This is a genomic window from Nonomuraea sp. NPDC050022 (genome assembly GCF_044460705.1).
GTDB lineage: Bacteria > Actinomycetota > Actinomycetes > Streptosporangiales > Streptosporangiaceae > Nonomuraea.
Map to the genome: position 1 here is coordinate 902,763 of NZ_JBITKE010000002.1, position 12,786 is coordinate 915,548.

14 protein-coding genes are annotated in these 12,786 nt (G+C 70.0%); 3 read left to right on the forward strand and 11 right to left on the reverse strand.

The genetic code is table 11. The annotated features are described in order from the left end of the window. From ACIBO2_RS10690 to ACIBO2_RS10720, 7 genes are read right to left on the reverse strand one after another with little or no spacing between them, the layout of a single operon-like run. Complete coding sequence (locus ACIBO2_RS10690) at positions 1–1,170, reverse strand: VWA domain-containing protein (RefSeq protein ID WP_397296468.1); 1,170 nt, start codon at positions 1,168–1,170, stop codon at positions 1–3. After that, entirely contained in the window at positions 1,163–2,026 is an 864-nt protein-coding gene (locus ACIBO2_RS10695; RefSeq protein ID WP_397296470.1) for an AAA family ATPase, read from the reverse strand. The genes ACIBO2_RS10690 and ACIBO2_RS10695 overlap by 8 nt, the downstream gene beginning before the upstream one ends. Next, positions 2,023–2,325 (reverse strand): EthD family reductase, encoded by a 303-nt coding sequence (locus ACIBO2_RS10700; RefSeq protein ID WP_225295367.1) that lies wholly within the window; start codon positions 2,323–2,325, stop codon positions 2,023–2,025. Before ACIBO2_RS10700 ends, ACIBO2_RS10695 begins: the two co-directional genes overlap by 4 nt. Continuing rightward, complete coding sequence (locus ACIBO2_RS10705; RefSeq protein ID WP_358544241.1) at positions 2,319–3,338, reverse strand: molybdopterin cofactor-binding domain-containing protein; 1,020 nt, start codon at positions 3,336–3,338, stop codon at positions 2,319–2,321. The genes ACIBO2_RS10700 and ACIBO2_RS10705 overlap by 7 nt, the downstream gene beginning before the upstream one ends. Before the next feature lie 2 nt (positions 3,339–3,340). After that, positions 3,341–4,777, reverse strand: coding sequence for a xanthine dehydrogenase family protein molybdopterin-binding subunit (locus tag ACIBO2_RS10710; protein WP_397296473.1), 1,437 nt, complete (start codon positions 4,775–4,777; stop codon positions 3,341–3,343). Continuing rightward, entirely contained in the window at positions 4,774–5,280 is a 507-nt protein-coding gene (locus ACIBO2_RS10715) for a (2Fe-2S)-binding protein (RefSeq protein ID WP_397296475.1), read from the reverse strand. The genes ACIBO2_RS10710 and ACIBO2_RS10715 overlap by 4 nt, the downstream gene beginning before the upstream one ends. Positions 5,281–5,329: 49 nt before the next feature. Further along, positions 5,330–6,220 carry an FAD binding domain-containing protein gene (locus ACIBO2_RS10720; protein WP_397296477.1) on the reverse strand — a complete coding sequence of 297 codons (891 nt, stop codon included), beginning with the start codon at positions 6,218–6,220 and terminating at the stop codon, positions 5,330–5,332. Positions 6,221–6,317: 97 nt separating this feature from the next. Between ACIBO2_RS10720 and ACIBO2_RS10725 the strand changes: the two genes are divergently transcribed. Continuing rightward, positions 6,318–6,995, forward strand: coding sequence for a GntR family transcriptional regulator (locus ACIBO2_RS10725; protein WP_358544246.1), 678 nt, complete (start codon positions 6,318–6,320; stop codon positions 6,993–6,995). A 214-nt stretch (positions 6,996–7,209) separates the two neighbouring features. Further along, positions 7,210–7,677 carry a hypothetical protein gene (locus tag ACIBO2_RS10730; RefSeq protein ID WP_358544248.1) on the forward strand — a complete coding sequence of 156 codons (468 nt, stop codon included), beginning with the start codon at positions 7,210–7,212 and terminating at the stop codon, positions 7,675–7,677. Positions 7,678–7,758: 81 nt separating this feature from the next. On the opposite strand, the gene ACIBO2_RS10735 is transcribed toward ACIBO2_RS10730, so the two are convergent. Both ACIBO2_RS10735 and ACIBO2_RS10740 read right to left on the reverse strand, forming a co-directional pair. Beyond that, complete coding sequence (locus ACIBO2_RS10735; RefSeq protein ID WP_358544249.1) at positions 7,759–8,040, reverse strand: hypothetical protein; 282 nt, start codon at positions 8,038–8,040, stop codon at positions 7,759–7,761. 548 nt (positions 8,041–8,588) lie between these two features. Further along, positions 8,589–9,194, reverse strand: coding sequence for a hypothetical protein (locus ACIBO2_RS10740; RefSeq protein WP_358544251.1), 606 nt, complete (start codon positions 9,192–9,194; stop codon positions 8,589–8,591). Positions 9,195–9,639: 445 nt separating this feature from the next. Here ACIBO2_RS10740 and ACIBO2_RS10745 point away from each other — a divergent pair, with 445 nt between their 5' ends. Then, positions 9,640–11,052, forward strand: a complete 1,413-nt coding sequence (locus ACIBO2_RS10745) for a hypothetical protein (RefSeq protein WP_358544252.1) — start codon at positions 9,640–9,642, stop codon at positions 11,050–11,052. Between the two features lie 18 nt (positions 11,053–11,070). Here ACIBO2_RS10745 and ACIBO2_RS10750 read toward each other — a convergent pair whose 3' ends face one another. Together ACIBO2_RS10750 and ACIBO2_RS10755 are read right to left on the reverse strand one after the other, a co-directional pair. Next, positions 11,071–11,895, reverse strand: coding sequence for an ATP-binding protein (locus ACIBO2_RS10750; RefSeq protein ID WP_397296481.1), 825 nt, complete (start codon positions 11,893–11,895; stop codon positions 11,071–11,073). Next, positions 11,885–12,754, reverse strand: a complete 870-nt coding sequence (locus tag ACIBO2_RS10755) for an MEDS domain-containing protein (RefSeq protein ID WP_397296483.1) — start codon at positions 12,752–12,754, stop codon at positions 11,885–11,887. The genes ACIBO2_RS10750 and ACIBO2_RS10755 overlap by 11 nt, the downstream gene beginning before the upstream one ends. Between the last annotated feature and the right edge of the window lie 32 nt (positions 12,755–12,786).

Here is a 12,786-nt window from a genome sequence, read left to right on the forward strand (position 1 = left end):
CTAAGCTCCCAGATGTCGCAGGGTGGACCAGCGCCGCGCCGCGGTGTGGCGGGGGCCGGACAGGACGGCGGGGAGGCGGCGTACCTCCTCCAATGCGGTGGGCAGATCGCGTACGCCGCCGAGGTGGTCCAGGCTCGGGAGCTGGGCGGCCATGGCGCGCGTGGCGGGGCGGTAGGTCGGCGAGCAGGCCAGCGGGGACCACCAGACGAGCCGGTGGCCGAGCCGCGACAGGCGGGCCGTGGCGCGCACCATGGGGGTGCAGTCGCCGCGTTCGAGCCCGTCGGACAGCACGATCACGAGCGCGCCTCGGGCCAGCGCCGCGAAGCGCGGGTTGCCCAGGAACCGGGCCAGCGCCGCACCGATCGCCGTACCGCCGTCCGCGTCCGTGACCAGCCCCGACACGGCCCGCAGCGCCTGGTCGGCGTGCGGGTGCGACAGCGCGGCGGTGATCCGGGTGAGCCGGGTGCCGAAGGTGAACACCTCCGTACGGGCCGGCGCCGCGCGCAGCGCGGTGTGCGCGACGCGGAGCAGGTCCGGGGTGTGCAGCCGCAGCGAACCGGAGACGTCGACCAGGATCAGCAGGCGGCGCGGGCGCGGCGGGCGGGCCAGGCGGCGCAGCTCGATGATCTCCCCGTCGTGGCGGTGGGCTCGCCGCCACGCGTGCCGCACGTCCAGCCGGTCCCCCGACCGGGCCGGGCGGCGCCGCCGTGACGGCGTGGCGGGCAGTACGGCGGGCCAGGCGGCTTCGAGCGTGCGCATGAGCGCGTGCCGCTGTTCGCCGGTCCGGCCGAACTCGCGCGTGCCGTAGGTGTTCAGGGTGCTGGCCTCGATGCCGTCGCCCGGCCGTACCTCACGCGCCGGGTCGTCCTCGCCGGGTCCGCCGGGGGACGGCGCCTCGCCGTCGTCGCCTTCGGGCGGCGGGCCGTCCTCGCCGGGTCCGCCCTGCCGGAACCAGGTGTCGAAGACCCGGTCGAAGGCGGGCAGGTCGCCGACGTCCTGGAGCAGGGTGATCCGGGCGTACCAGTACAGCGTGGTCAGGTCGGGCGGCGGGGACTCGGCGATCGACCGGAGCAGGTCCGCGCGCTTGGGCGGCGCGGCGGGCACGCCCGCGCCGCGCAGCGCGGTGAGAAACCCCCAGAGATGGTCCGCTGCGGGGGTCAGGTCAGGCATCGTCGAACACCTCCTCCGCGTGCGCGAGGAGCAGCCGGGTGTCCTCCTCGTCCTTGATCAGCAGGCCGAGTGCCCGGCGCAGCGCCACCGGCCACGGGCTGCCGCCGTCGGCCAGCGCCAGCGCGCCGCGCGCCCACTCCACCGACTCGGCGATGCCGGGCCGCTTGAGCAGCGGCAGCCGTCGTACGCGCTGCACCGCCCGTACGAGCCCCTCCGCCGCCCGCTCCTCGAGCCCGGGAACGGCCGCGCGCAAAATCGCCCGCTCGCGGTCCGGCTCGGGGAAGGCGATCCAGTGGTAGAGGCAGCGCCGCTTGAGCGCGTCGTGCAGCTCGCGCGTACGGTTGGAGGTCAGCACCACGATCGGCGGCGTACGCGCCCGTACTGTGCCCAGCTCCGGGATCGTGATCTGGAAGTCGCCCAGGAACTCCAGCAGGAACGCCTCGAACTCGCTGTCGGCCCGGTCGATCTCGTCGATCAGCAGCACCGCGCCCTGCTCGGCCTGTACGGCGCGCAGCAACGGCCGGCGCAGCAGGAACTCCTCTCTGTACAGATCGCCGACGTCCTGGCCACGGCTCTCGGCCACCCGGACCTGGAGGAGTTGCTTGGGGTAGTCCCACTCGTACAGGGCCTGGCCGGAGTCCAGCCCCTCGAAGCACTGCAGGCGGATCAGGTCCAGGCCGGTGACACGCGAGAGCACCGCGGCGACCTCGGTCTTGCCGACGCCCGGCTCGCCCTCCAGCAGGAGCGGCCGGCCCAGCCGCAGCGCCAGGTGGATGGCCGTGCACAGCCCCTCGTCGGCGAAGTAGCCCGCCCCCTCCAGCGCGGCGGCCAGCTCGGGCTCGCGCAAGAGGGTCACAACTGGGCGTGCTCGGTGGTCAGCAGATGGACGCGCTGGGAGGTGTGCGCGGCGGCGTCGGCCGCGGCGGCCTTGCCGTCCTCGGAGCCGAACGCGGCGGCGCGGGCGTCCTCGTCGTCGAAGTACAGCTCGTTCACCGAGTCGTAGGCCCCGCCGTCGCCGGTGGTGACGCTGACCGTGTACTTGCGCAGGCCGGGCAGCCGCTTGGCGAACTCGACGTGGTCCTCCACCACCCATTTGGCGAACTCCTCATGGGACAGGCCCTCGGCCCGCTTGAGCAGGGAGACTACTTTCAGCATGATTCCTCCACTTTCAGGCGCAGAGCGTCGAGCCCGCGCAGGACGCGTTCGGGGGTGAACGGCATCGACTCCAGGCGCACGCCGCAGGCGTCGAAGATCGCGTTGGCGATGGCCGGGATCGGGGCGTTCGCCGTCATCTCGCCGATCCCCTTCGCGCCGTACGGGCCGTTTCCGGCCGGGCGCTCAAGGAACAGGCTGTGCTGTACGGGAATGTCGGCGGGGCCGGGCATCAGGTACCCGGCGAAGTCGCGCGGCCCGTGGTCGCGCGACGGGTAGTAGGGCTCGGTGGTCTCGAACAGGGCGTGCGACACGCCCATCCACGCCCCGCCCTCCACCTGCTGCGTCGCCATCGCCGGGTTGAGCGCCCGGCCGATCTCGTACGCGTTGTACAACTCCAGCACCTCGACCACCCCGGTCTCGTCGTCGACCTCGACGACGGCGGCCGTACACGCGTGCGCCTGGCAGGAGTCGGGATCCATCTCCCCCGTCTCGGGCACCGGCGCGCTCGGCTCCTTGAGGTAGATGCCGCGGCCGGAGATCGTCCGTCCGTGCTTGAAGTGCGCGGCCAGCGCCAGGTCCGTGATGTGGATGCGCTTCTCCTCCGCGCCCTTGAGCCGGATGAAGCCGGTGCCGTCGGTCTCCAGGTCGGCGGCGTCCACTTCCAGCTCCTCGGCGGCGACCTCCAGCATCACGCCGCGTGCCTCGGCGGCGGCCATGATGACGGCGTTGCCGACGCGGTGGGTGCCGCGGCTGGCGAAGGTACCCATGCAGTGCGGGCCGGTGTCGGTGTCGGCGGTGTCGACGAGCACGTTGTCGATCGGCAGGCCGAGCGTCTCGGCGGCGCACTGGGCGGCGATCGTCTTGATGCCCTGGCCCAGGTCCACCGAGGACAGCGAGATCACGAACGTGCCCGTGGTCGTGGCGTGGATCAGCGCCTGCGAGGGGTCGCCGCCCAGGTTCATCCCGGTCGGGTAGTTGACCGACGCGTACCCGCGCCCGCGCAGCTTCGCCATCGCTACAGCCCCTCTCGGGTCGTGTCTCGGGTCGTGTCTCGGGTCGTGGAGGACATGCGGCGGTACGCCTCGGGCAGCTCGTGCCCGGCCATCTCCGCCGCCTTCTGGATCACCTCGACCAGGGCCGTACCCTCGGCGACCTTGCGGTGGGCCTTGAGATCCCCGTCGCGGTAGGCGTTGAGCAGACGCAGCCGCAGCGGGTCCAGGTCCAGCGCGCGGGCGATCCGGTCCATCTGCGACTCCAGCGCGAAGTCGGCGATGGTCACGCCGAACCCGCGCATGGCGCTGGAGGGCGTGCGGTTGGTGAAGACGCAGTGGCAGTCGGCCCACACGTTCGGGATCGAGTAGGGGCCGGGCAGGTGCGCTGCGGCCTTGGTGGTGCCGTACGGGGTGTGGCGGGCGTACGCGCCGGCGTCGACGTACAGCGTGACCTTGCGGCCGATGATCCGGCCGTCGGCCATCACCGCGTCCTTGATGTAGATGCGCTCGGCCGCGCGCGGCGAGGAGACCTGCATCTCCTCGGCCCGGTCGTACACGAACTTGACCGGGCGGTCGGCCGCCATCGCCGCCACGCACGCGACCGGCTCGACCACCACGTCCACCTTGCCGCCGAAGCCGCCGCCGACCGTACCGCCGACGATGCGTAACTTGTTGAACGGCGTCTCCAGGATCAGCGCAGTGTTGTCCAGGGTGAAGAAGCACGCCTGGGTGTCGGAGTGGATGCGCAGCCGCCCGTCGGCCTGCGGGACCACGACGCAGCCGGTGGTCTCGGTGGGCGCCTGCTCGATCGGCGCGGACTGGTAGCGCCACTCGAAGACGTGATCGGCCCGCGCGAACGCCGCCTCCACATCACCGAACCGGATCCGCCGGCAGTGGTGGCCCTCGTAGATGAAGTGGTTCTGCCCGTGGTACTCGTTGACCAGCGGCGCGCCCTCCTTCAACGCCTCCTCGACGTCGAAGACCGGCGGCAGGTCCTCGTAGGCGACCCTGATCCTGGCCGCGCCCTCCAGCGCGGCCGCCTCGGTCTCGGCGACCACGGCGCAGATGGGCTCACCGAGGTAACGCACCTTGTCCACGGCCAGGATGGGCTCGTCGTCCGGTCCGACACCGATCAGCTTGAGCGGGGTGTAGAGGTTGTTCGGGATGTCGGCGTGGGTGAGAATCCGCAGGACACCGGGCACGGCCAGGGCCTCGGTCAGGTCCACGTCCAGGATCCTGGCGTGGTGCCGGTCGAAGCGGTGCATCTTGAGGTGGGCGAGCCGCGCCGGGGCCACGTCCTCGAAGAACTCGGTACGGCCGGTGACGTGGCCGCGCGCGTCGGACCGCTGGACCACCGAGCCGATCACGGTGAAATCGCCACCGCCGTCCACCCCGGTGCGCGCGGCGGCCCGCTCGTCGGCGAACGTGCTGGTGTCAATGGGAGCGAGCCGGTAGATCATCGTGTGACCGCCTCCTTTTTTTGCTGGGACTGGGCACGCCGACGCCTGGCCGCCTCCAGGATGGCGATCACGATGGGCCGGTAGCCGGTGCACCGGCAGACGTTGCCCGAGATCGCTTCCACGACGTCCTCCTCGCTCGGATCGAGATCCCGTTCGAGCAGCGCCTCGGCGACCATGATCATGCCGGCCGTACAGAAGCCGCACTGGGTGGCGAAGCAGTCGACGAAGGCGCTCTGCACCTCGTTCAGCTCACCACCGGTGGCAACCCCCTCCAGCGTGCGGACCTCGCGACCGGCGACGGTCTCCACCGCGACCAGGCAGGCCACCTCGGGCCGACCGTCGACCAGGACGGTGCAGGTCCCGCAGGCGCCCTGCGAACAGCCGCGCTTGGCCGCGGTGAGCCCCAGCGACTCGCGCAGACTCGCGAGCAGCGTGGCCCCTGGCGCGGCGATGAACTCCCGCTGCTCGCCGTTGACCACGAGCGAGACGATCTGTGACGGCACGGTCCACCTCTTTCTGTCGTGTCACGAACCACCCGGGGAACCATCGTGGTCACCGCACCACGGGAGGGATGAACGCACGCCGCAGATGCACGGGCAGCACCCGCCTCCGATACCACGCACTGGCGTAAGCGTCATCGAAGGGGTCGATGTCATCACGGGCCGCCGCCTCACCCGCCTCGGCGAGGACCTCGTGGGTCAGCGGACGCCCCCGCAGCAGGCGCTCGGCCGACACCGCCCGCACCGGACGCGGGGCGACACCGCCAAGCGCGATCGTGGCGGAGGTGACCACGCGATCGGAGGTGACCACGCTGTCGGAGGCGACCAGGCCGGCGGAGGTCACCACGCCATCGGCGGTGACCGCGCCGTCTGCGGTATGGGTCACGGAGGCGACGGTCACGATCGCCGCCGAGTTGAGGCGGCGGCGCATGGCCTTGTGGTAATACCAGGTGCCCGGTTCCGGCACCGTAGCCCGTACCGCCACGACGACCTCGCCCGAGCCGACCCCGAAACCCAGCACCTCGGCCACCGGTGCGTCTCGCCGACCGTCCGGCCCGGCGATCTCGCAGGTCGCGTCGAGGGCGAGCAGGCACACGGCCAGGTCGCCGTACGGCTGCGCGACGAACAGGTTGCCACCCACGGTGGCCTGGTTGCGGATGGTCGGAGAGGCGATCGTCCGCAGCGCGGGGCGCAGGAAGGCGAGCCCGGGATGCTCGCCGACGGCGGCGAGGGTGGCCGCCGCCCCGATCCTGGCCACCCCGTCGCGTACCTCGACGCCGTCCAGCCCCGCCCGGCGCAGACTGACCAGCTCGGTCGCGGGCGCGGCCCCGCTGTTCACCAGCGGCATCACGACGGTGCCGCCGCCCATGATCCAGCCTCCCCGCGCCGAGCAGGCGACCACGGCCTCGGCGGACTCCGGCACATGCACCGCCTGGATCACCATGTCGCGGCCCTCCTAGCCCTCGGCACCTAATTATCGATAATTGATTATCGAGGTATCGTCAGTCAAGACGGCTATCGATAATCGGTAGGATCACTCCATGGCTGATGAGCCCTCCAAGCTGCCGCGTCTCACGTTGGCCCGGCAGATCCGTGACTCGCTGGTCGGCAGGATCGTGTCCGGCCAGTTCAGGCCCGGCGAGCGGCTGGTGGAGACCCGGCTCGCCGCGACCTACGGCACCAGTCAGGCGCCCGTGCGCGAGGCGCTGCGCGAGCTTGAGGTGATGCGACTGGTGGAGACCCAGCCGCGCCGCGGCACCTTCGTCCGGCCCTTCGTCCAGGAGACACTGCGGGAGAGCTACGTCGTACGGGCGGCGCTGGAGGAGACGGCCACCCGGCTCGCCCTGCTGGCCGGGACCATGCCGGTGGAGGCGCTGCGTACGGACGTGGCCGCGATGCGGACCGCCGCCGAGAGCGGCGACGGCGAGGCGTCGGCGCGGGCCAGCGTGTCCTTCCACCGGCGCATCGTCGAGGCCGCGCACAACGAGCTGCTCAAGCTCTCATGGGAGGGCTTGCAGATCGAGGCGCGCACGTCGGTCACGATGGTCGCCACCGAGGTCGACCTGCACGACATCGTCCGCGACCACGCCGACCTGCTGGCCACGATCGAGGACGGCGACCTGGAGACCGCGTGCCGGCACGCCCGCGACCACCAGTGGCACTACGCCGACCTCCCACACGACGCCCACGGCCGCACCCGCGACTCCGCCGCAGGCTGACCACCGACCTCCCACTGGTGACGGCACACTCCAACGCCCGGCTTACTACGGCTGGTTGACGTCGGATGCGCACTACCGCAGTTGGTGGACGCGAATGTCCACTCAGCGGTTGACGACCGCCAAGCGGCTGATGGATAGCTTCGTCAGCACGACAGACCCCAGGCTTGGCGCGGCGTTCGACTCGTCGCGACTTCGATCAACAGGGAGAGTGACCATGCACATCACCCGCGCGATCAAGGCCCCGCCAGTCGGCCTGGCCTGTGCGGCGACACTCACGCTGGGTCTCGTCTCCTTCTCGACCTCCGCGAGCGCGACCCCGGCGACAGTCGCGGCCGTGAACGCGGAGAGGGCTCCCGTGGCGGCCGGCAAATGGATCAACCTCTGGCACGACTCTCATTCCCCGACGAAGACTTGGACGACCCGTAGCTGGAAGTCCAAGGGCCGCGTGCTCCAGATCGCCGCCCGATGCTGGGGCGCGGGTGCGCAGATAAAGGTCTACCTCCAATACGAGCGGCCCGGCCCACTCGGGTACAAGATCGTCAAGGACGGCAAGTGGGACTGCACCGGCACCAACGGCTACATTCGCGTGCACAATGCGAAGATCGGCGGCACGTTCCGCGCTGACTTCGTACTCAACCGCAAGCACACGATCGAGTACTGGGCGCAAAACTGGATGCCCTAACCCCAGCGGTCGTCCCGTCAAACGGGGCCGGATCGTCTTCGATCGTGATCGTTCCGGCGGACCTCCTCAGGTCGCCAGAGGTCAGAACATCACGGCGCGCCGGGCGATCACGAGCCACACCGCGAGCGTCGGGCCGAGCACCGCCATCACCACGTACAGGTTGAAGCGTTCCTCGTTGTCGTCGTTGACGGCCTTTTCGCGGTGCCACGCGTACGCCGTGAACCCGGTCGAAGAACTGGTGATCAGGAGCGCCGTGGCCATGAACCAGAGGCTGACGGACAGCTGCACGCGCTCCATGGGGGTCGTGTATTCCTTGGCCAGGTCGTCATATCCGAAGATCCAGCCGAGGGCGGAGAGACTCACGAAGCCCCCGATCCATAGGGATGCCGGCGCGATGTAGTCCCGCAGGCCAGGGATGATACCGCGCGCGGCATCCTCGGACGGGGCGTCCGGTGGCGGAGGGGTGGGGCGAGATTCCGCCACCTGCGGATCCAGACGCGGGTTGGACTGCGGATCGAGGCGCCGATGGCCCTCTTGATCGTGGCGCCGATGGGGCTCTGCGAGCGGTGGCTCAGTGGGGGCGTCGTGGTGTGGCTGTGCAGGGCCAGGAAAGACCGTCGGCTCGGTGGGTGCGTCGTGGGGTGGCTGCGCGGGGTCGGGAGAGGCCGTCGGCTCGGTGCCTGTGGCAGCCGGAGGCGATGGGGGACGGGGCGCGTTCTCGGCCCGGCGCGTCCGCCGGGGTGTCGCCTGGTGCCGGGATAGGCGTACCTGCTGCCAGGCGAGGTAGATCTGTGGAACACCGATCGCGATCGAGACGATCAGACTGATGATTCCTAAATCCACCGCTCCAGCTTGCCGCCCATGCTCATGGACTCGCAAGAGAGGGCGGTTCGGCAACTCAGCCAGCGGAGTCACTGGCTATTGGATTGGATGGGCTGGGGACTTCGAGTCCAGCGCGGGTCGACGGCGTAGTCCTCGATCGTCGACATAGCCACCAGGAATCGGTTCTTGCGGCGGATCTTGCGCCAATCGGCGAGCCACGGCTTCCCCTCGACGACCCAGTGATAAGGGTCGTCGATGCCGGAGTCGGGATCCATGATGATGGCGCCTGGCTTCAGCGTTTCCAGATCCCGCCGCGGTGTCGCGGAGGTGGCGAATTCGATCTCCACGGCGCTGCACTCCAAACCCGGCAGGTCGCCGGCGTCATAGGTGCGCGCGGGGTCTCCCGGGGCCGGTTTCCCGCGCAGCTTTCGCCAGTCGTCCCTGTTCATAGGTATGTATTCGCACTTGGGGAAACGGTCGAGGAAGCCGTTCACGTCTCCATCCCAGACATATGCCCGTTGCTGGATGAGGCTGCAGATCGACAGGAAGTCCTCGGTGTTCTTCGCGTCGTCGTTGCCTCGCCTGCATCGGTCGATGGTCAGACGGCTTATCTCCTTGGTCACGCCGGCGGTTCGTCTGGCTTGGTCGAGCCGGGCCGCGACAGTACGCCGGGCGGCATCCCTGCGCTTGGCCACGTTCCCATCGGACGGATCGATAGTGCGCGACTGTGAGTAGCCGCAGGCTGAGAGTCCCTCGATGGCCAAGGTCGCCGTCACTAGCGCTATCACGAGACGCCTGGACCTTCGAGACAGGAGCCGGGCCACCGAGGTTGCTTTCGGCCGGAGGTATCTCCCGCCACATCGCCAATGACTGGATGCAGCCGAGAGCTGGCCTGTTGACCTCTCCAACTGCCCCGCCACGGCGCTGATCCTTTCAAATGATGATCAACATGACAAGATCGGCGACCTCGTGACAAGGCGTTCCATGATTCGCGAAGCCGCTTGGCCTGGACGTATGAGCGCGCTCACACCGGAACCCCAGCCACGGCGGACCGTCAGACCCGGTGCGGATTGGTGATCATGGCGGCGCGGCGGCCGCTAAGCTGCTCCGGCCCCCCTACACAGAGCGCGGAAAGCCCCGATGCGCGTAATGAAGTTCTTCTGGTCGGCAGCGGTGGCGCTGTCGCTGTGGAAACTGCTGGTCGAGCCGCTGCTCACTGAAACAGTGATGGTCACCTGCAGCAGTGCCGGGCCGATGGACTGGCCCCAGCCCGTTCCGGCGGCCCAGGTGGCCAGTTTCCTCGGTGACTGGGCCATCTGGCTCCAGCCCGTACTGCTGGCGCTGACCGCGTCCTGGGCGATCCGGTCGCGACACCGAGGCGGTCTCAACGCGAGCCGGGGCAGTTCCTTGCTCCCCGCCACTCTGGGACTGGCGGTCGCTCTGCTCCCCGCCGCGCTGGACGAGGCCGAGAACCGGTTCTCTCCCGACCTGCCCTTCATGTGGCAGGAGTGCCTGCACGCGCAGCTGCCGCCGTCGTCCTTCGTGGCGGCGCGCCTGATGCTGGCCTGGCTGCTCTCCCCCGCCGCCATGGTCCTGCTGGCCGGGATGGCGGGTGCGGGCATTCGGCCGCGTCTGACCGAACTGCGCGCCGCCGGGGTGGCCGTGGCGGCCGTCGTACTGGCCGCGTTCCTGCCCGCCGTGCTGATCGGGCTGCCGGTCAACGCCGACGGCACTCCGCGGTACGCGGTGGCCAGCGTGGGCCAGCCGTACGTGCTCGACGTGGAGTCCGGTAAGCCGGTGAGCCTGCTGCCTCAGGCGACGCCCACCTACGCTCAGTACGATCTCATCGTCCGCGACACCGAACCCGGCCACTACGTGGCGGCGCTCACCAGCCCGTCCGGCCGCTACTCCCGCCTCTACCGGCTGTCCATGGGCGACGACGGCCGGATCACGGTCGGCGAGCGGCTCACCCCCACCCTCGAAGGCATGGTCAACGGTCTAGCCGTCTCCGCCGAGGGCCGCATCGCCTACGGTCGGATGACGGACAAAGCCAGCTTCGCGGGCACCCTGGAACGAGAATGGCCGGTCAGCGGCTATCGGCTCCAGTGGCTGGACGCCCGGATCCTCGTCCTCCCCGGCCACAGTGTCCCGGTCGGCGCCGTGGCCACGATCGACGTGGGCACGGGCGCGATCGGGGAGGTCGCCGCGCCGGCCGAGCACGAGTACACCCGTCCGCTCCTTCCCCTGCCAGGCGGGCGACAACTGCGCGCGCTCGGCTGGCCGACCCGCGCGCTCGTCCTGCATGAGGGGACGCGGCTGGTCAAGAAGATCCTGGCGTTGGACTGCGGCCACATCGAATCGCTGGCGCTCGACCCGACCGGCCGCTACGTGCTGGTCGGCGTCGACCGGGAGGCGGAGGCGATGGACCGGTCGCCTCTGGCCGGACTGCCTCCGTGTGGCGGCGTCCGCTCACAACTGCTGCGCCTCGACCTCGAAACCGGTCACACCCAGGTGGTGCCCGACGAGCAGGACCCCTTGGTCCAGGCATGGTGACCGGAAAGGCTCGCCGCTCTAGTGGCTGGTGTCGTCGTAGGTGAAGGAGACGAATCCGAGGGAGTCAAGGCGTCCCTGATGCTCCGTCGAGAGCCCGGCCAGGGCCATGGTCGCGCCCGGAGCGGCGGCGACGTGCTCCTGTGAGGTGACGAGGGCGGTGATGCCGGTGGAGTCCCAGAACGTCATGCCGCTCAGGTCCAGGACCAGCCGGAGGGGCTTGGTCGTCGAGATCAGGTCCTCGACGGTGGCGATGACGTCCGGAGCCGTCCGCTGGTCGAGGTCGCCCACCAGGCTCAGTGTCGTGCGGCCGTTCTGGGCTTGGCGGGTCAGCTTGAAGGCCGGGCGGAGCGGGCTGGGCAGCGCGAAACCCACGGTGACGACGGTGCCGCTGGGGCCATGGCTCACGGTGTGGAAGTCGCTGAGGAAGCGGGCCATCCACAGCCCGTGCCCGAACTGGTACGGCCATCCAGGAGTCCCCTGCTCCGGGTGAGCGGCGCCGCTGTCGACGACCTCGCAGCGCAGCATGCCGTCCGCGACCTCCAGGCGTACCCATCCGTTTCCGGAGCCGTGCAGGATGACGTTGCTCGCCAGCTCGTGCCCGATGAGGACCATGTCCGAAGTTCGGCCCTCGGGCAGCCCCGCCTGGCTCGCGTGCGCCTCCAGTGTCGCCCGCAGCGCGTAGAGCGAGTCGCGGTCGAAGGGCTGGTCCAGGAGTACGGCCGACTCGACCGGCCCCTTCCCATCTCGCTGGCTCTCCAGACGACGCTGGCCCTCCAGACGACGCTGGCCCTCCACCTCGCCAGAGGGCGACGCCGGACGGTCAGGCGGCCGGTTACCCGTCATGAGTGGCCACCAAGCTGAGTCCGGGCACCGCGGAAGCGCCCAGCAGGGCGAATCGCGAGTGGATGGCAGGGCTGCAACGCAGTGTCGCTTTGCGAGGCGCGGGCAGGCTGTGGACGGCGTCAATGATCATACGAGCGCTGAACAGGTCGATGAAGGAGAGTTCGGCCATGTTAACGGTGATGTCGTCATCGACCCGGATCGTTTCGCTCAAGGCCAGCCTGAGCGCGTCTTCGGCCGACCGGTCGAGCTGCCCGGCCAGCCGTATGCCCGGCGGGGCGTACTGGCGGCAGATGCGTAGCAGCGCGTCGTGGTGATAGGTGGCCGCGGCGACCGTATGGGTGTGATAGCCCGAGACCGAGGCGAGGGTGATCGGGTCGAAGCGTTCGCGGTCATACTGGCACAGGACCGCCGCGCCGCCGCCCGCCAGCGTCGCCGCGATCTCCTCCTCGAAGGCCGGCAACTGCTCGATGCCGCTCACAGGCGTTAAGGCCCAGCTCATGTCGAGCGCCACGCGCAGTCCGGGGTAACCCTCGCGCGCCGTGCGTACCATCTGATCGCGCAGCCACCGCATGGCGTGCTCCGCGGTGAACGCCTGCCCGTCCAGCAGCCCGTCCTTGCAGGTCATGACCATCATTCGCCCAGCCGTCGTCGCCTCCCGCGCGACCACTCCCCGTCGGCCCAGCTCCGCCAGACTGCGCGCCGGCTCCTCTGCCAGCCAGACGACGCGCTGCCCTTCGGCCAGCCCGTCCCGTACGAAGGCGGTGGTGAGGTCGAGCAACTCCTCATGCTCCCCGAAAGTCAGGCAGGCATGATCGTTGATGGTCAGATCCGTGATCTGCGTTTCAGCACCGACCGTCACCCATGCCACCTTCCCGATCGCGGCCACCTCCC

Coding starts and splice junctions, on each gene's coding strand:
- ACIBO2_RS10690 (WP_397296468.1), bottom strand. CDS start 1,170: ATGCCTGACCTGACCCCCGCAGCGGACCATCTCTGGGGGTTTCTCACC.
- ACIBO2_RS10700 (WP_225295367.1), bottom strand. CDS start 2,325: ATGCTGAAAGTAGTCTCCCTGCTCAAGCGGGCCGAGGGCCTGTCCCAT.
- ACIBO2_RS10705 (WP_358544241.1), bottom strand. CDS start 3,338: ATGGCGAAGCTGCGCGGGCGCGGGTACGCGTCGGTCAACTACCCGACC.
- ACIBO2_RS10710 (WP_397296473.1), bottom strand. CDS start 4,777: ATGATCTACCGGCTCGCTCCCATTGACACCAGCACGTTCGCCGACGAG.
- ACIBO2_RS10720 (WP_397296477.1), bottom strand. CDS start 6,220: ATGGTGATCCAGGCGGTGCATGTGCCGGAGTCCGCCGAGGCCGTGGTC.
- ACIBO2_RS10725 (WP_358544246.1), top strand. CDS start 6,318: ATGGCTGATGAGCCCTCCAAGCTGCCGCGTCTCACGTTGGCCCGGCAG.
- ACIBO2_RS10730 (WP_358544248.1), top strand. CDS start 7,210: ATGCACATCACCCGCGCGATCAAGGCCCCGCCAGTCGGCCTGGCCTGT.
- ACIBO2_RS10745 (WP_358544252.1), top strand. CDS start 9,640: ATGCGCGTAATGAAGTTCTTCTGGTCGGCAGCGGTGGCGCTGTCGCTG.
- ACIBO2_RS10750 (WP_397296481.1), bottom strand. CDS start 11,895: ATGACGGGTAACCGGCCGCCTGACCGTCCGGCGTCGCCCTCTGGCGAG.